General features: G+C 72.3%; 13 protein-coding genes. 3 read left to right on the top strand and 10 right to left on the bottom strand.

Annotated features, from left to right (window positions below; genetic code table 11):
- Positions 1-3: 3 nt before the first annotated feature.
- From R2737_18225 to R2737_18205, 5 genes are read right to left on the bottom strand one after another with little or no spacing between them, the layout of a single operon-like run.
- Entirely contained in the window at positions 4-1,152 is a 1,149-nt protein-coding gene (locus R2737_18225) for an acyl-CoA dehydrogenase family protein (GenBank protein MEZ5118198.1), read from the bottom strand.
- A complete protein-coding gene (locus R2737_18220) occupies positions 1,152-1,799 on the bottom strand; it encodes a TetR/AcrR family transcriptional regulator (protein ID MEZ5118197.1) in 648 nt (215 codons plus the stop codon). Before R2737_18220 ends, R2737_18225 begins: the two co-directional genes overlap by 1 nt.
- Positions 1,796-3,853, bottom strand: coding sequence for an acyclic terpene utilization AtuA family protein (locus R2737_18215; GenBank protein MEZ5118196.1), 2,058 nt, complete (start codon positions 3,851-3,853; stop codon positions 1,796-1,798). The genes R2737_18220 and R2737_18215 overlap by 4 nt, the downstream gene beginning before the upstream one ends.
- Complete coding sequence (locus R2737_18210; protein MEZ5118195.1) at positions 3,850-5,961, bottom strand: biotin carboxylase N-terminal domain-containing protein; 2,112 nt, start codon at positions 5,959-5,961, stop codon at positions 3,850-3,852. Before R2737_18210 ends, R2737_18215 begins: the two co-directional genes overlap by 4 nt.
- An 8-nt stretch (positions 5,962-5,969) precedes the next feature.
- Positions 5,970-7,580: a carboxyl transferase domain-containing protein gene (locus R2737_18205; protein ID MEZ5118194.1), complete on the bottom strand. Its 1,611-nt coding sequence runs from the start codon at positions 7,578-7,580 to the stop codon at positions 5,970-5,972.
- A gap of 164 nt (positions 7,581-7,744) precedes the next feature.
- Between R2737_18205 and R2737_18200 the strand changes: the two genes are divergently transcribed.
- A complete protein-coding gene (locus R2737_18200; protein ID MEZ5118193.1) occupies positions 7,745-8,008 on the top strand; it encodes a DUF6457 domain-containing protein in 264 nt (87 codons plus the stop codon).
- Positions 8,009-8,339: 331 nt separating this feature from the next.
- A complete protein-coding gene (locus R2737_18195; GenBank protein MEZ5118192.1) occupies positions 8,340-9,596 on the top strand; it encodes a molybdopterin molybdotransferase MoeA in 1,257 nt (418 codons plus the stop codon).
- A 45-nt stretch (positions 9,597-9,641) separates the two neighbouring features.
- On the opposite strand, the gene R2737_18190 is transcribed toward R2737_18195, so the two are convergent.
- Complete coding sequence (locus R2737_18190; GenBank protein ID MEZ5118191.1) at positions 9,642-10,994, bottom strand: MFS transporter; 1,353 nt, start codon at positions 10,992-10,994, stop codon at positions 9,642-9,644.
- Positions 10,995-11,006: 12 nt separating this feature from the next.
- Complete coding sequence (locus R2737_18185) at positions 11,007-12,461, bottom strand: nitrate/nitrite transporter (protein ID MEZ5118190.1); 1,455 nt, start codon at positions 12,459-12,461, stop codon at positions 11,007-11,009.
- A 273-nt stretch (positions 12,462-12,734) separates the two neighbouring features.
- Here R2737_18185 and R2737_18180 point away from each other — a divergent pair, with 273 nt between their 5' ends.
- Positions 12,735-13,676: a hypothetical protein gene (locus R2737_18180; GenBank protein ID MEZ5118189.1), complete on the top strand. Its 942-nt coding sequence runs from the start codon at positions 12,735-12,737 to the stop codon at positions 13,674-13,676.
- A gap of 110 nt (positions 13,677-13,786) precedes the next feature.
- Here R2737_18180 and narI read toward each other — a convergent pair whose 3' ends face one another.
- The 3 genes from narI to narH are packed head-to-tail and all read right to left on the bottom strand — an operon-like array spanning position 13,787 to position 16,739.
- Entirely contained in the window at positions 13,787-14,500 is a 714-nt protein-coding gene (gene narI, locus R2737_18175) for a respiratory nitrate reductase subunit gamma (GenBank protein MEZ5118188.1), read from the bottom strand.
- The gene (narJ, locus tag R2737_18170; GenBank protein MEZ5118187.1) at positions 14,497-15,171 is read right to left on the bottom strand and encodes a nitrate reductase molybdenum cofactor assembly chaperone; all 675 of its coding nucleotides are present in this window, start codon (positions 15,169-15,171) and stop codon (positions 14,497-14,499) included. Before narJ ends, narI begins: the two co-directional genes overlap by 4 nt.
- A complete protein-coding gene (gene narH / locus R2737_18165) occupies positions 15,168-16,739 on the bottom strand; it encodes a nitrate reductase subunit beta (GenBank protein MEZ5118186.1) in 1,572 nt (523 codons plus the stop codon). The genes narJ and narH overlap by 4 nt, the downstream gene beginning before the upstream one ends.
- Positions 16,740-16,768: the final 29 nt, after the last annotated feature.

The following is a 16,768-nucleotide window of genomic DNA, read 5'->3' as shown; positions in this document are numbered from 1 at the left end:
CGCTCACCGCTTCCCCATCCCCTCCATCATCGTGATGATGCGCAGCATGACCTCGTCCGCGCCGCCCCCGATCGACACCAGGCGGGCGTCCCGGAAGTACCGCGCCACCCACATCTCCTCGGCGTAGCCCATACCGCCGTGGTACTGCACGCAGGCGTCGGCCACGTCGCGGATCAGGCGGCCGGACTTGAGCTTGGCGATGGTGGCCTGCCGGCTGACGTCCTCCCCCGCGACGTAGCGCTCGGCGGTGTGCCGCAGGTAGTCCCGCAGGACGTCGACGTCGGCGACGAGCTCGGCGAGGCGGTACTGGATCGCCTGGTTCGCCAGCAGCGGCTTGCCGAAGGCGACCCGGTCGCGCAGGTAGTCCATCGTGCGGTCCAGTGCCCGCCGCGCACCGGCGACGGCCATGTACGCGCCGATCAGGCGCTCGTCCTGGAACTGTGCCATCTGCTGCTGGAACCCTCGGCCGGGCTCGCCGATCGCGTTCCCGACCGGGACCCGCACGTCGTCCAGGACCAGCTCCGCGGTGTCGCTGGAGCGGTTGCCCATCTTCTCGATCTTGCGGCCGACGGAGAACCCGGGCGTGTCCGTGGGGACGACGATCATCGACATGCCCTGGTAGCCGCCCTCGTCGGAGGTGCGGGCCAGCAGGCACAGCCAGTCGGCCTGGGTCCCGTTGGTGATCCACATCTTCCGGCCGTTGATGACCCACTCGTCCCCGTCGCGGACGGCCCGGGTCCGGATGCCTGCGACGTCGGACCCGGCGTCCGGCTCGGACACCGCGATCGAGCAGACCTGCTCCCCCCGCAGCGCCGGCGCGAGGTAGCGCTGCTTCAGCTCGTCGCTGCCGAAGCGCGCGAGCGCCGGTGTCGCCATCGACGTCTGCACCGCGATCGCCATGGGAACGCCGGCGCAATCGGCCCGGCCGAGTTCCTCTGCCAGCACGAGGGTGAACGAGTGGTCCGCACCCTGTCCGCCGTACTCCGGGTCGTACTCCAGTCCCAGCGCCCCGACCTTCGCCAGCTTCGGGAACAGTTCGTGGGCCGGGAACGTCCCGGCCTCCTCCCACTCGTCGACGTACGGGTTGATCTCGGTCTCGACGAGGTCGCGCACGACCGCGCGGAACTGGTCGTGCTCGGGCGTGAAGTCCATCAGGGTCCCTCCGTGGGCGTTGCGGTCGGCTCGGGCAGCTGCAGGGCGCGAGCCCACAGCCGGGTCAGGGTGTCGGTGGCGGCCACCTCGTCGTACGTCTCGCCGCGGCCGAACCAGTTGCGCGCGAAGCCCTCGACCATCGAGCACAGCGCAGCGGCGGCGAGCTCAGGGTCCAGGTCGGCGGAGGCGACGCCGTCGCGCTGCATCCGGCGCACGGTCGCGGCCACCCGCGCAACGTGCGTGGAGCGCAGGTCGGCGAGTACCGCGCGGAACCGCGGGTCGGTGGTCGCCACCTGTTCCACGATCTCGAGCAGGCGGGCGTTGGCGCGGTAGGCGTCCAGGTACGACCGGTTCGCCATCGCGATGCGCTGCACCGGGTCGGCGTCGTCGCGGACCCGCAGCGCGTCGTACAGCTCGGCCACGATGCCGTCCACGACGCCCGCGAGCAGGTCCTCCTTGGTGTCGAACCAGGTGTAGACCGTGCCGTGGCTGACGCCGGCCGCCTCGGCGATGTCGCCCATGCGGGTCGCGCTGAACCCGCGTGCCTCGAAGACCCCGCGCGCCGCGGTCAGCAGCCCGTCGCGGGTGCGGCGGCCGCGCTCGGTCAACGGGGCGCGCCCGCTCTCGCCGGTCACGGCGACGCTCACGCGTGCCCCTCCGCCGCGTCCGCGTCCTCGCCGTCGGCCGGCGGCAGCAGCACCGTCGGTACGTCCACGAGCCGCGCCCGCAGGTGCTCCCCGAGTCCCTTCGCCTGCGGGTCCAACCGGGTCGACTCGGCGACTCCGCGGCCGAGCAGTCCGCGGATGACGACGTTGACCGCGCGCAGGTTCGGCAGCGGGTACACGTCGACGTCGAGGTTCCGGGCCTCGGGCAGCAGTCGGCGGACGCCGTCCGGGGTCAGCGTGTGCACCAGCCAGTCGAAGGTCGCGTCGGCGCGGATGACCAGACCGGGGTCCGGCACGAGTGGGGAGTCCTCGGCCCAGACCGCAGCGGTGTCGTGCTCGGCGTCGACGCCGAGCGCGACGAGCGTGTCGGTCTCCCCCCACGCCAACGCCACCGCCTCGGGCTCGGTCGGGTCGGGGGCCCAGACCCCGACGTTCGCGTCCCCGCCCTTGTCGCCGGACCGCGCGCCGGCGACCGCGCCCAGCGGGAGCCGCCGGGTGGGACCGGGCGGGACCGGGACCGAGGGCCCGTGCGCGTCTGCGTCGTGCCGCGACGGCTCGCGGTGCTGCCGCTGGGTGCCATGCGCGCAGCCGCCGCCCGGCACCGTGCCGACCTCGTGGCCGTCGAGCGTCACCGTCTGGACCACCGCGTCTGCGGCCACCGACGTCGGCCAGTAGACGCCGTACGGAGTCCCGTCCGCGGGCGGCGCGGTGGGGAACATTCCCGGGTACGACCCGAGTGCCGCCTCCACCACCGCGGTGGTGAAGGGCTTGCCGACCTTCTTCGGGTCCGCGTCCTTCACGGTGAGGCGCAGGTGGGCCTGCGCCTCGGCGGTCGTCGCCGGGTCGTCGCCCTGGTCGCGCTGCAGCTCGACCGCGAGCTCGCGCACACCGAGGCCCGAGCGGGGACCGAGCCGGCGCGGGTCGGGGTCGGCCGCCACGTCGTCGAGGGTGAGGCCGGTGACGGTGCGCAGCGCCAGGTCGGCCTTCGCGTCGGCGTCGAGCCCGGTGAGCACGAGCGACATCGTGTTGCGGAAGCCGCCGAGGTAGTTGAGCGACACCTTCAGCCGGGCTGGCGGCAGCTCGCCCCGCACGCCCGAGATGCGCACCCGGTCCCGGCCCACCTGGCGCAGGTGGATGGTGTCGAAGCGGGCCGTGACGTCCGGGTTGGCGTACTCCGGGCCCCCCACCTCGTACAGCAGCTGGGCGGTGACGGTGCCCACGCTGACCAGGCCGCCGGTCCCCTCATGCTTGGTGATCACCGACGCCCCGTCGGCGGCGACCTCGGCGATCGGGAAGCCGACGTGCTCCAGTCCCGGGACGTCGGTGAAGAACGCGTAGTTGCCGCCCGTCGCCTGCGCGCCGCACTCGATCACATGCCCGGCGACGACGGCACCGGCGAGGGCGTCGAGCGCGTCCTGGTCCCCGGTCACGGCGTCGTCGTACGACCACCCGTGCCACCACGCCGCGGGTCCGACCGCGAGGGCGGCGTCGGTGACCCGGCCGGTGATGACGACGTCGGCCCCGGCGTCCAGAGCGGCGGTGATGCCGCGGCCGCCGAGGTAGGCGTTGGCCGTGAGCGCGGGGACGCCGAGGGAGGCGAACTCCTCGCCGGTGTCCATGTTGACCAGCGCCTCGCCCTGCGCCCGCAGGTCGTCGAGCCGTGTCACGAGGTCGTCCCCGGTGACCACGCCGATGCGGACGGCGCCGAGGCCCAGCTCGTCGGCCTTGGCGCGCAACGCATCCGCCAGCCCCTGTGGGTCCAGGCCGCCGGCATTGGTGACGACCCGGACGCCGCGGTCCAGGCAGGTGCCCAGGACCTGCTCCATCTGGGTCAGGAACGTGCGCGCGTAGCCCGCGCCGGCACCGTGCTTCATCCGCTGCCGCGCCAGGATGAGCATCGTCAGCTCGGCCAGCCAGTCGCCGGTGAGCACGTCGACCGGGCCGCCGTCGACCATCTCGCGGGCCGCCGCGATGCGGTCCCCGAAGAAGCCGCTGCAGTTGGCGATGCGGACCGGCCGGCGGGGTGCGTCGCTCATGCGGACGCTCCGTCGTCGGTCCCGGTGACGGTCTCGTCCGTCTCGTCGAGGACGACGACGACCTGGTGCGCGTCGACCGCCTGCCCCGGCTCCACCAGCACGTCGGTGACGACGGCGTCGGAGTCCGCCACGATCCGGTGCTCCATCTTCATGGCCTCCAGGACGACCAGGGTCTGTCCCTCACGCACCCGGTCGCCGACGGCGACCTGGACGAGGGTGACCGTTCCGGGCACGGGGGTGGACGGTCCGCGGGCGCCGGCCTCGTGGGTCGCGTCACCGAACCTCGACCGTGGCCGCCAGGCCGTGGAGTGCAGGCCGTCGTCGACGCAGACGAGGTCCGCGTAGCGGGTGACGGTGACGCGCGCGCCGACACCGTCGGTGTCGACGTCGAGGACCACCACGTCGGCGGCGTCCGCGGCGTCCCGGCCGATGCTGCGCACGAGGACGGTCGGGTCCGGCACCGTCCGGCCCGGATCGGTGAACGGGTCCTGGTCGCCGCCGACCAGGCTCACGCGCGGCGCCGGGTCCGCGGTGACCGCGCCGGCGGTGCGGTAGGCAACCGTGACGTCCTCCTCACCGGAGCCGCCGGACGCGGGGTGCCACGAGCGGGCCTGCAGGGTGGCGGGGACGTTGCGCCATCCGGCCGGCGCCAGGTCGCGATCGGGCGCCGCGGCCCGCTGCAGCGCCGACTCCGCGAAGGTCGCGGCCACCAGGTGCCGGTCCCGCACCTCCTCCGGGAGGGCGGGTGCGAGCACCTCGGGGTGCTCCTCCAGGAACGCTGTGGTCGTGTCGCCGGCGCGGTAGGCCGGGGAGTCGAGCACAGCGACGAGGGAGTCCCGGTTGGTCGTGAGTCCGTGGATGCGCATGCGCCGCAGGTGCCCGGCCAGGCGGGCCGACGCGACGGCACGCGTGGGGCCATGGGCGATGACCTTCGCCAGCATCGGGTCGTAGTGCGCGGACACCTCACTGCCGGACTCGACCCCGGAGTCAACGCGAACGTTCGGCTCGCCGACGGTGTCGACGACGTGCAGTCGCCCGGTGTTGGGCAGGTAGCCGCGGGTCGGATCCTCGGCGTAGAGCCGGACCTCGACCGCGTGGCCGTGTCGACGGATCTCGCTCTGCAGCAACGGGATCGGTTCGCCCTGGGCGATCCGGAGCTGCCACTCGACCAGGTCCAGCCCGGTCACCGCCTCGGTGACCGGGTGCTCCACCTGCAGCCGGGTGTTCATCTCCAGGAAGTAGAACTCCTGGTCCGAGCCCTCGCCGGAGACGATGAACTCGACGGTCCCTGCCCCGACGTACCCGATCTCGCGCGTCAGCGCGACGGCCGCCTCGAACATCGCCTCGCGCGTCGCGTCGGTGGCGCCGGGCGACGGGGACTCCTCGACGATCTTCTGGTGCCGGCGCTGGATGCTGCACTCCCGCTCGAACAGGTGGACCGCCCCGCCGTGCGCGTCCCCGAACACCTGGACCTCGACGTGCCGGGCCCGGGTCACGTAGCGCTCCAGGAACACCGTGGGGTCGCCGAACGCGGAGGCCGCCTCGCGCTGGGCGGCGGCGACCGCGTCGGCCAGGTCCTCGGCGCGCTCCACGACGCGCATGCCCTTGCCACCGCCACCCGCTGACGCCTTGACCAGCAACGGGTATCCGACGCCGTCTCCCGCGGAGCGCAGCTCGTCGGCGTCGGCGGCCGCGGACAGCTCGGCACCGGGCACCAGCGGCACCCCTGCCTTCGCAGCCAGTCGCTTGGCCTCGACCTTCAGCGCCATCGCCCGGATGGCCGTCGGCGGGGGGCCCACCCAGGTGAGCCCGGCCGCCTCGACGGCCTCCGCGAAGTCGGGGTTCTCGGACAGGAAGCCGTAGCCGGGATGGACTGCGTCGGCACCGGCTCGGGTCGCCGCCGCGATCACCGCCGCGGCGTCGAGGTAGGTCTCCGCGCTGGTCGTCCCCGGCAGCGCCACCGCCAGGTCGGCCTCGGCGACGAACGGCGCGTCCCGATCCGGGTCTGAGTGCACGGCGACGGTCTGGATGCCCAGCGACCGCGCGGTGCGGAAGACCCGGCGGGCGATCTCCCCCCGGTTGGCGACGAGCAGTCGGGTGATGGTCATCGCGGCCCTCACATCCGGAAGACGCCGAAGCCGTCGGCGCCGCGCACCGGCGCGGAGTGCACGGCGGACAGCGCGAGGGACAGGACCGTACGGCTGTCACGAGGGTCGACGATTCCGTCGTCCCACAGCCGGCCGGTGGCGAACAGCGCGGTGGACTCCTTCTCCACCTGCTGCTCGAACGCGTCGCGCAGCGGGGCGAAGGCGTTCTCGTCGAACGCGTCTCCCGCCTTCTGCCTCGCCACGATCGTGAGGACGCCGGCGAGCTGCTTGGACCCCATCACCGCGATCCGGTGGTTGGGCCAGGTGAAGACGAACCGCGGGTCGTAGGCGCGGCCGGACATGCCGTAGTTCCCCGCGCCGTACGACGCACCCATCATCAGTGTCAGGTGCGGCACGGTGGAGTTGCTCACCGCGTTGATGAGCTTGGCGCCGTCCTTGATGATGCCGCCCTGCTCGTAGCGCGTGCCGACCATGAAGCCGGTGATGTTCTGCGCGAACACGATCGGGACGTCCATCCGGTTGCACAGCTGGATGAACTGGGCGCCCTTCTGCGCCTCCTCGGAGAACAGGATCCCGTTGTTGGCGAGGATGCCGACCGGGTAGCCGGCGACGTGCCCCCAGCCGGTCACCAGCGTGGTGCCGTACAGCGGCTTGAACTCCTCGAACTCGCTGCCGTCGAGGATGCGGGCGAGGACCTCGCGGGCCTCGAACGGGACGCGCACGTCGGCCGAGGCGATGCCGAGCAGCTCGTCCGGGTCGTACGCGGGCAGGGTGGCGGCGCGGTCGGGGCCCGGGCCCTGCTTGCGCCACCGCAGGTGGGCGACGATGTCCCGGCCGATGCGCAGGGCGTCCGGCTCGTCGAGCGCGAGGTAGTCGCCCAGGCCGCTGACGCGGGAGTGCATCTCGGCCCCGCCGAGCTCCTCCTCGTCCGCGTCCTCGTCGATCGCCATCTTCACCAGCGGCGGGCCGCCGAGGTAGACGCGGGCCGCCTCCTTCTGCAGCACGACGTAGTCGCTCATGCCAGGCACGTAGGCGCCGCCCGCCGTGCTGCTGCCGAAGACGAGGGTGACCGTGGGGATCCCCGCGGCGGACAGCTGGGTGAGGTTCTTGAACGAGGCCCCGCCGGGAACGAAGATCTCCGACTGCTTCGGCAGGTCGGCACCACCGGACTCGGTGAGGCTCAGCAGCGGCAGGCGGTTGTCGCGGGCGACCTCCATCGCGCGCAGGCCCTTGCGGACCGCGGTCGGCCCCTGGCTGCCGCCCTTGACCGTGGGGTCGTTGGCGACGACGACGCACTCGGTGCCGCTGACCCGGCCCACGCCGGTGACGACGCCGGCGCCGAGCGGGTCGTCGGTGCCCCAGCCGGCCAGCGGGGAGAGCTCCAGGAAGGGGCTGTCGGGGTCCAGCAGCAGCTCGATCCGCTCGCGCGGGAGCAGCTTGCCCCGGGACCGGTGCCGGGCCACCGTGCGGGCGTTCTTCTCCGCGTCGGTGGAGCCGCCGCCGGCGACCACCCGCTCCTGCAGCTCCCGGACCTCCGCCAGCGCCGCGAGCATCGCCGCGCGGTTGTCCGCGTACGCCTCCGACCGGGTGTCCACCCGGCTGCGCAGCACCGGTGCCATGACACTTGACGCTAGTGTCAAGTTGACGCAGGCGTCAAGACCCGCCCTGCCCATCACCCCGCGCTTCGGGCACACGATCCGCTACCCGGATCGTGTTGCCAGCTTGCGCGGCGTGTCGGCCGGGTTGTTGACCACACGATCCGCTTAGCGGATCGTGTGGCCGCGTGAGCACTGAGGAGAACAACGTCCTGCGGTGGACCGCGGCGCTGGCCAAGGAGCTCGGCGTCGACGCCGAGGTCGACGTGAAGCTGCTGCTCGAAGTGGCGCGGGACGCCGCCCACTCCGTGGACCGGCCAGCCGCCCCGATCAGCACCTTCCTGGTGGGCTACGCGGCCGCCAAGGCCGGCGGGTCCGCGGACGACGTCCGTGCCGCGGCCCATACGACGCAGCAACTCGCCGGCCGATGGGACATCGGCATCCAGTCCTGACCCCCGGTCCAGCCGCGCCCCCGGTCCAGCCGCGCCCCCGGTCCAGCCGCGCCCCCGGTCCAGCCGCGCCCCCGGTCCAGCCGCGCCCCCGGTCCAGCCGCGCCCCCGGTCCAGCCGCGCCCCCGGTCCAGCCGCGCCCCCGTCCACCCGGGCCCCGACCCGGACCGCGGGATGCACCGCGCCCCCACCTCGCGACGGAATGAGTCTCCACGTCGCTTGGGGGCCCTTCTGGGCCTCATAAGCGACGCCCAGACTCATTCGGCCGCGGAAGGGGGCCGGGCAAGGGAGTCGCGCGGGACGGGCCGAGGCCCGCGGTGACAGGATCGGCGGCGTGAGCACCGCGAGCGTGTCCGGCGTCCTGCCCTGGACCCAGGCCCGGCTGGTGGCCCGGACGGCGGCCGAGCCGCTGCCGGTGGTCACCGCCCGGCTCGACGAGGCGGTCGGCTCGGTGCTGGCCGAGCCGCTGCACGCGCTGACCGACCTCCCCCCGTTCGACTCCGCCGCCATGGACGGCTGGGCGGTCGCCGGACGCGGCCCCTGGCACGCCGACACCTCGCCCGACGCCGCGTCCGTCCTCGCCGGCGCGGACCGCACCGCGCTCCCCGACGGCCACGCCGTCCCGATCGCCACCGGGGCCGTCCTGCCCGAGGGTGCGACAGCGGTACTGCGCCGCGAGCAGGCGGTCCTGGAGCAGGCCCGCGACGGCGCCCGCCTGCTCGCGCTGGACCCGCTGACCGGGATCCCCGGCGACGGCTCGTCGCTGGCGGCGGGCACGGACGTGCGTGCCCGCGGCGAGGAGTGCGGCGACGGCGACTTCCTCGTCCCCGCGGGCGTCGTCGTGACGCCGGCCGTCCTCGGGCTGGCGGCCGCCGCCGGGTACGACGGCCTGCCCGTGGTGCGCACCCCGGTCGTGGGCGTCCTCGTCCTCGGGGACGAGTTGCTGGAGCGCGGGCTGCCGCGCGCGGGCAAGGTGCGCGACGCGCTCGGCCCGCTGGTCCCGGCGTGGATGGCCGGCCTGGGTGCCCGCGGCAACCCGCCGGTACGGGTCCCCGACAGCCGCCAGGCGCTGCTGGAGGAGATCGAGGACGCCAACGTGGATGTTCTCGTCACCACCGGGTCCACCGCCCGCGGACCGGTGGACCACCTGCACGACGTGCTCACGCACCTGCGGGCCCGGTGGATCGTCGACGGGGTGTCCGTGCGCCCGGGTCACCCGATGCTGCTGGCCCGGCTGCCGGACGGCCGGTTCGTCCTGGGGCTGCCGGGCAACCCGCTCGCCGCGGTGTCCGGGCTGGCGACGCTGGCCGGGCCCCTGGTTGCAGGGCTGCGGGGCGACCCCGATGCCGAGCAGCGCGGGATCGTGGACGCCGTCCTGACCGAGGACGTCCCCGCGCACCCGCACGACACCCGGCTGGTACCGGTCCAGCTCGACCCGGGCGACGTTACGACGCTGGCCGCCCCGCTGCGCTTCACCGGTCCGGCGATGCTGCGCGGCCTCGCCCTCGGCGACGGGCTGGCCGTCGTCCCGCCAGGGACCGGCCAGCGCGGCTCGCGGGTCGAGGTGCTCCCCGTCCCGGCGGCCGGCTGACCGGTCCCGGCGTTGGCGCGCGCCCACGGGCGCGCGCCGGTCAGGTCACGACGGCTTCGGCGCCCCCGGACGCGCGTACCGCATCCACGCCACGACCACGCCGACCGCCGCGAGCGCGGCCCACATGAAGAAGAACAGCTGCGGGGCGATGGCCGCGAGCAGCATCCCGAAGAAGAACGGGCCGTATGCGGCGATGGCCGACGTCCAGCCGATCACCCCGCCCGCCTGCCGCGGCTCGAAGATCATCGGCATCTGCTTGAACGTGCTCGCGTTGCCCACTCCCGCGAAGAAGAAGATCGCCAGCATCCCCCACAGGAACGCGGGGAACTGGTCCACGGACGTCGGGTGCAGCTGGAAGGCCGTGAAGACCGACGCCGCCGCGATACCGGCCGCAGCGACCAGTGTGATGCGCGCCCCGCCCAGGCGGTCTGCGAACGGGCCGGCAATGACGCGGGCCGCTGACCCGACCAGTGCGCCGAGGAACGCGTACTTCAGCGGGTCGATGCCGTCCGCCCCGAAGACGTCACTGCCGTAGAGGTTCTTGATGAGCAGGCCGAACGCCGCGGCGAAGCCGGAGAACGTGCCGAAGGTGATGACGTACAGCAGCGTCATCAGCCAGGTGTCGGTGTTCCTGAAGATGTCGAACTGGTCGCGCAGGCCGCGGGCCTGCACCGGGACCGACTTCAGCAGCAGCCACGCGAGGATGGTGCCGACGATCACGAAGGGGACCCAGACGTAGCCGGCGTTCTGGTACCAGACCGCCTTGTCGATGCCCTTGTCCGCGTCGACGAACTGCTGCGAAGCGCCGAGCGCGCCGCCGAGCAGGGCGAAGCCGACGATCCACGGCGTCACGAACTGCACGATCGAGACACCGAAGTTGCCGATGCCCGCCTGCAGGCCGAGCGCGGTGCCCTGCTTGGCCTTGGGGAAGAAGTACGACGTGCTCGGCATGAAGCCGGAGAACGCGCCGCCACCGATGCCGGCCAGGATGCCGAGGAACAGCAGGACGGCATACGGGGTCTGCGGGTTCTGCACCGCCAGGCCCCAGCCGACCAGCGGCAGCAGCAGCAGCGCGGAGGTGATCGTGACCAGTTTGCGGGTGCCCATGATCGGCGGCAGGAACGTCCAGATCAGCCGCAGCGTGCCGCCCGCCAGACCGGGCATCGCGGTCAGCCAGTACAGCTGCTCCTTGCTCAGGGTGAAGCCGATGTTGTTGAGCTTGGGCGCGAGCGCGGACACCAGGAACCACGCGATGAACGCGAGGGTCAGGTTGAACGTCGTGATCCACAGCGTGCGCCAGGCCAGCGAGCTGTTCCACGCGTCCTTGTCCTCCGGAGTCCACGACTCCAGCCAGTCGCCGCCGGAGCGCTTGGGCTTCGGAGCGGTATCGGTCGACATCGGGGTCCTTCCCTACTTCGTGGTGACGTCGACGCGATCCGCGTCGGCGGGGGTGGCCGGCGCGTCGGGACCCGTCGCGTCGTCGTGGTGCTCGAACTGGTTCCGCGTCTCCGGAGCCCGCTGGTGCATGATCTTGAGGACGGTCAGGTGCATCCACACCGCGCCGATGAGCGTGACGAGGAACAGCACGCCGAACGTGGACTGCGGCGCTCCGCTGAACGCGTGGGTGTACGCGAAGGCGAGCGGCAGGAAGAACCCGCCGAGGGCGCCGAGCGCGCCCACGAGACCGCCGACCGCGCCGACGTCCTTGGGGAAGTACTCGGGGATGTGCTTGTAGACCGCGGCCTTCCCGATGCCCATGGCGCAGGCGATGAGGAACACCAGGATGGTGAAGATGACGACGCCGGGGGTCCACTCCAGGACGCTGCGGCTGTCCTCGCCCTCGACGCCGGTCGGCCCGTAGAGCACGACGTGGCCGTACGGCATCATCAGGATCCCGCTGGCCACCAGGATGATCCCGAACGTCAGGTACATGACTCGGCGGGCGCCGAAGTGGTCCGAGAGCGAGCCGCCCAAGGGTCGCAGCAGCGACGCCGGGAAGATGAAGAGGGCCGTCAGCAGCGCCGCGGTCTGCAGCGGCAGGTCGTACACGTCGACGTAGTACTTCGGCAGCCACGCGGACAACGCCACGTACGCGCCGAAGACGATGACGTAGTAAAGGCTGAACCGCCACACCCGCATCTGCTTCAGCGGTCGGAGCATCTCGCTGAGCGGGCGCCCGGCGCCCGGCTTGCGGTCGACCTTCGGGGTGCCGAACCAGGTCAGGCCGGCCATCAGGACGAGCAGCACCGCGTACAGGAACGGGACGAACCGCCAGCCACCGGGGATGAGCCCGCCGAGGTAGCCGGCGGCCGGGACCAGGGCGATCAGGGCGGGGCCGATGAACTTGGTCACCGAGGCCCCGACGTTGCCGGCCCCGAAGACACCGAGCGCGAAACCCTGGTGCTGCCGCGGGTACCACGCGGAGACCCAGGCGATCCCGACGGTGAAGAGATTGCCCGCGAAACCGACCAGGAACGCATAGAACAGCAGCGCCGGGTAGCTGCCCGCGGTGGAGACGAGGTAGGCCGGGATCGCGGTCATCAGCAGCATCACGACCGTGACGACCTTGCCGCCGAACTTGTCCGCGAGGATGCCGGTGGCCAGCCGCCAGATCGACCCGTTGAGGATCGCCACCGACACCAGCCAGGACAGCTGCACGTCGCTGAGGCCGAACTCGTCGCGGATCGGGATGCCCAGGACGCCGAACATCAGCCAGACCGCGAACATCAGGGTGAACGCGGCGGTCGACCAGGTGAGGACGTGCCGGCGCTGGCGGTGCTCGACCGGGTCATGGTCCTCACGGATCTCCGCCGCGGTGGGCGGTGCCCCGGGCTCGAACGCGAGCGGGTCGCTGCTGGTGGTCATGCGGCCACGTTGACACGGGGTCTTTCGTGTCAATCCTGACGCGAGACCCGATGCCCCGGGACCTACGACACGAAGAAACCCCGGCTTGCCGCCGGCCCGGAGCCCCGACCGCAGGGTGCCCGCGAGTGGAGGGTTGTGGTGGAAGTCGATCGATCGACTTCCACCACAACCCTCCACTCGCCCCGTCCCCAGCGGACCCGATCGGGAGCGGGTCATCCCCAGACCGGCTCCCCGGCCTCGCGGAACACGTCCCGCGACCCCCACGGTCCTCGGATGGCCTACGACCCGCGGTGGGACGACCGCGACGACCCCTTCACCGTCGGTGCCCGGGGGCGCGACGGCGTCGGTCGAGGCGCCTTCCGGGCAGCCCGGTTCCGAACCCCCACCCGAGGCGTTCGGGTCAGGGTCGATGCGCCGGACGACCTGATCGGGCAGGTCAGGGCGCTTTCGCTCGTTGCCCCGGAAGGCACCGCCGCATTCGGCCTGACCGCGGCCCGCCTGCACCGGCTCCCACTTCCCGCCTGGGCCACCCGGGACCCGCAACCGGTCCACCTGACCGCGCGGGTCCGCGCCCGGCCACCGAAGCCGGACGGTCGGTCGTACGGATCGGGAGCCGCGAAGATGCAGCGGCCGCAGGCACGCTGGCACCGGGTTGAGCTACGTGACGACGACTACCTGGTTCACGACGGGGTCCTGGTCACGACTCCGGCCCGGACCTTCGTCGACCTCGCAGCGATACTGCGCCTGCCCGACCTCGTGGCCGTGGCGGACGCCGTCGTGCGCGACGGCCAAGCGACGAGGGACGAGCTTCGCGCCATGGTGCGAAGACACCGGGGGCGGCGTGGGGTGCGGGTGGCCCGCCGGGCGCTGGAGTTGCTCGACCCGCGATCGGAGTCCCCGCAGGAGTCCCGGCTGCGCGTTGTCCTGATCGAGTCCGGTCTGCCCGTCCCGATTCCGCAACTGGTCGTCCGCGCCCCCGCCGGCGGCTTCATCGCCCGAGTCGACCTCGGCTACCCCAGGTGGCGGATCGCGGTCGAGTACGACGGGGCCTATCACGCGGACCCGCGGCAGCGGGAGCGGGACGCCAGCCGGCGGACCCTGCTGCGCGAGCACGGCTGGTACGTCGTCGAGGTCACCGCCCGTGACCTGCGCGACCCGTATCTGGCCACCGCCAAGGTGCGGGGGGCGCTGCGCTCCCGCGGCGCCCTGCGCTGAGTCAACCGGACCGCGCCACCCCCATGGACCCGCATCCGCGAGTGGAGGGTTGTGGTGGGGGTCGATCGATCGACTTCCACCACAACCCTCCACTCGGCACAGAAGATCGGTCAGCGGGAGGCGTAGCCCGAGGGCTGCGGCTGCGGGTCGCGGGTGCGGTACACCACGTACGGGCGCACCAGGTAACCCACCGGGGCCGACAGCACGTGCACCAGCCGCGTGAACGGCCAGATGGCGACCAGCAGGAACGCCATCACCGCGTGCGCCTGGAACGACCACGGCGCGAGCGCCAGCTCGTCGCCCTCCGGCCGGAACCAGAAGATGCTGCGGAACCACACCGCCACCGTGTCGCGGTAGTCGAAGCCGCCGCCGAGCAGCTGCACGCCGATCGTGTTGACCATCCCCAGCAGGATCACGGCGCCGAGGACGAGGTACATCACCTTGTCGTTGACCGTAGTCGCGCGGAACACCGACCGCGTCAGCCGGCGCCGGGACACCAGCGCCACCAGCCCCACGACGGTCATGACGCCGAAGATTCCGCCGGCGACCATCGCCACCAGATGGTAGGCGTCCTCGGACACCCCGATGCTCTCGGTCCAGGTCGCCGGGATCACCAGGCCGATGAAGTGCCCCGCGAGCACCCCCAGGATCCCGAAGTGGAACATCGGGCTGGCCCAGCGCAGCGTCCGGCTCTCGTACCACTGCGACGAGCGCGAGGTCCAGCCGAACTTGTCGTAGCGGTACCGCCACACCAGCCCGACGACGAACGACGTCAGCGCGACGTACGGGAACACCTCGAAGAGGAAGAACTGCCAGCCGCTCATGCCCGCGCTCCCGCCACTCGCTCCAGCCCGTCCGCCCCCTCTGCGTCGACCACACCGAACGGTGCCATCGGCGCGACACCCACCAGCTCCGCCGGTGGACCCTCGGCCGCCAGCCGCAGCGCGGCCGCCAGCTCCTCCTCACCCATCTCGGGCAGCACCCGGCACAGCGCGTCGAGCGCGCCGGCGTACGGGGAGTGCAGCGACCGCAGCGCCTGCCGCAGCACCTCCAGGCCCTCCCGGTGCTCCACCAGCAGTCCCAGCCCGGTGATTCCGTCGCCGACGACCGCGTACTCCAGCAGCACCGGAAGGAAGTCCGGCAGCTCGCCGGACTCGAGCCGGAGACCGGTGCGCCGGTACGTCTCGGCGAACCGCCACAGCGCCATCCCCCGGCGACGGGTGTCGCCGTTGAGGTAGTACGTCAGGTACAGGCAGCACCGGCGCTTGAGGTCGAACGTCGACACGTACGACCGCTGCAGCTCCAGCAGCGGCGTGACCTCCAGGTGGCCCACCAGGCCCAGCAGCGGGTCCCCGACCGACCGGGGCAGGTCGGCGACCGTCCGCCGCAGCACCGGCAGGTCCTCGACCAACTCCTCGTCCGGGTAGCGCAGCAGCCGTGACACCGCGGCGAACACGGTCCGCCTCGTGAGCTCGTCCCTCGCGTCCCTGCTCATCGGATCCCCTCGGTGAGGTCGCGGTGCTTGTCCGCCTCGAGGCGCTGCTTCGTCGCGTGGAACGACTCGATAGACACCGGCACCGGCCGCGACTCGCCCACCGCCGTCCCCCCGACACCGGTCAGCGAATAGTCCAGGTCGCAGCCCGGCAGCTCGTCCAGCGCGAGCGCCACCTCGCGGTGCGCGGTTGGGATCACGTACCGGTCCTCGTACTTCGCGATGGCCAGCAGCCGGTACATCGCCAGCATCTGCTCGCCGGTCATCCCGACCGACTGCGGAATAGACTCGTCCGGCTCCTGGCCCAGGTTGATGTCACGCAGGTACGCGCGCATCGCGGCGAGCGTCCGCAGCACCCGGTCCACCGGCGCCACGTCGCCAGCGGTGAACAGCTCGGCCAGGTACTCGATCGGGATGCGCAACGCCTCGATCGCACCGAACAGGTTGCCCGCGTCCTCGCCGTCGTGGCCGGTCGACGTCAGTGCGCTGACCACCGGCGACAGTGGCGGGATGTACCAGACCATCGGCATCGTTCGGTACTCCGGATGCAGCGGCAGCGCCACCCTGTGCACCTTCGCCAGCTGGTAGACCGGGGACCGGCGCGCCGCGTCGAGCCAGTCCTCGTCGATGCCCTGCTCGCGGGCCACCCCCACGACCTCGGGGTCGTCCGGGTCGAGCAGCAGGTCCAGTTGCGCCTCGTACAGGTCCTTCGGGTCCTTCGTGGTCGCCGCCAGCGCCACCCTGTCGGCGTCGTAGAGGAACAGGCCGAGGTACCGCAGGCGACCGACGCAGGTCTCGGAGCAGACCGTCGGCTGCCCGGCCTCCAGCCGCGGATAGCACAGGGTGCACTTCTCGGCCTTGCCGGACTTGTGGTTGAAGTAGACCTTCTTGTACGGGCAACCGGACACGCACATCCGCCAGCCGCGGCAGGCGTCCTGGTCCACCAGGACGATGCCGTCCTCGGCCCGCTTGTACATCGCCCCGGACGGGCACGATGCCACGCACGAGGGGTTGAGGCAGTGCTCGCAGATGCGCGGCAGGTAGAACATGAATGCCTGCTCGAACTCCAGCTTCACCTGCGTGGAGAGCTTCTGCAGCACCGGGTCCGCCGGAGCGTGCTCCGGTGCCCCGCCGAGGTCGTCGTCCCAGTTCGCCGACCACCGGATCGCCATCGGCTCGCCGGTGATCATCGACTTCGGACGCGCCACCGGGGTGTGCTCCTGCGCCGGCGCGCTGAGCAGCATGTCGTAGTCGTACGTCCACGGCTCGTAGTAGTCGTCCATGGACGGCAGCCGCGGATTGCTGAAGATGGTCGACAGCTTGTGCAGCCGTCCTCCCGCCTTCAGCCGCAGTCGCCCCCGGCGGTCCAGCGTCCACCCGCCGCGCCACTCCTCCTGGTCCTCGTAGCGGCGGGGGTAGCCCAGGCCGGGCCGCGTCTCCACGTTGTTGAACCACACGTACTCGACACCGGTGCGGTTGGTCCACGCCTGCTTGCAGGTCACCGAGCAGGTGTGGCACCCGATGCACTTGTCCAGGTTCATGACCATCCCCATCTGGGCCATGACCTTCATCAGTACGCCACCTTCCAGCCCTCGTCCGC

Source organism: Candidatus Nanopelagicales bacterium (assembly GCA_041393815.1).
Lineage (GTDB): Bacteria > Actinomycetota > Actinomycetes > S36-B12 > JAWKJK01 > JAWKJK01.
Note: the sequence above shows the minus strand (reverse complement) of the source record. Positions and strands in the feature narration are given on the sequence as shown.

Excerpts from the sequence above, each read along its gene's own strand:
- R2737_18225 (MEZ5118198.1), bottom strand. The coding sequence starts at position 1,152 with ATGGACTTCACGCCCGAGCACGACCAGTTCCGCGCGGTCGTGCGCGAC.
- R2737_18215 (MEZ5118196.1), bottom strand. The coding sequence starts at position 3,853 with ATGAGCGACGCACCCCGCCGGCCGGTCCGCATCGCCAACTGCAGCGGC.
- R2737_18210 (MEZ5118195.1), bottom strand. The coding sequence starts at position 5,961 with ATGACCATCACCCGACTGCTCGTCGCCAACCGGGGGGAGATCGCCCGC.
- R2737_18205 (MEZ5118194.1), bottom strand. The coding sequence starts at position 7,580 with ATGGCACCGGTGCTGCGCAGCCGGGTGGACACCCGGTCGGAGGCGTAC.
- R2737_18190 (MEZ5118191.1), bottom strand. The coding sequence starts at position 10,994 with ATGTCGACCGATACCGCTCCGAAGCCCAAGCGCTCCGGCGGCGACTGG.
- R2737_18185 (MEZ5118190.1), bottom strand. The coding sequence starts at position 12,461 with ATGACCACCAGCAGCGACCCGCTCGCGTTCGAGCCCGGGGCACCGCCC.
- R2737_18180 (MEZ5118189.1), top strand. The coding sequence starts at position 12,735 with ATGGCCTACGACCCGCGGTGGGACGACCGCGACGACCCCTTCACCGTC.
- narI (MEZ5118188.1), bottom strand. The coding sequence starts at position 14,500 with ATGAGCGGCTGGCAGTTCTTCCTCTTCGAGGTGTTCCCGTACGTCGCG.
- narJ (MEZ5118187.1), bottom strand. The coding sequence starts at position 15,171 with ATGAGCAGGGACGCGAGGGACGAGCTCACGAGGCGGACCGTGTTCGCC.
- narH (MEZ5118186.1), bottom strand. The coding sequence starts at position 16,739 with ATGAAGGTCATGGCCCAGATGGGGATGGTCATGAACCTGGACAAGTGC.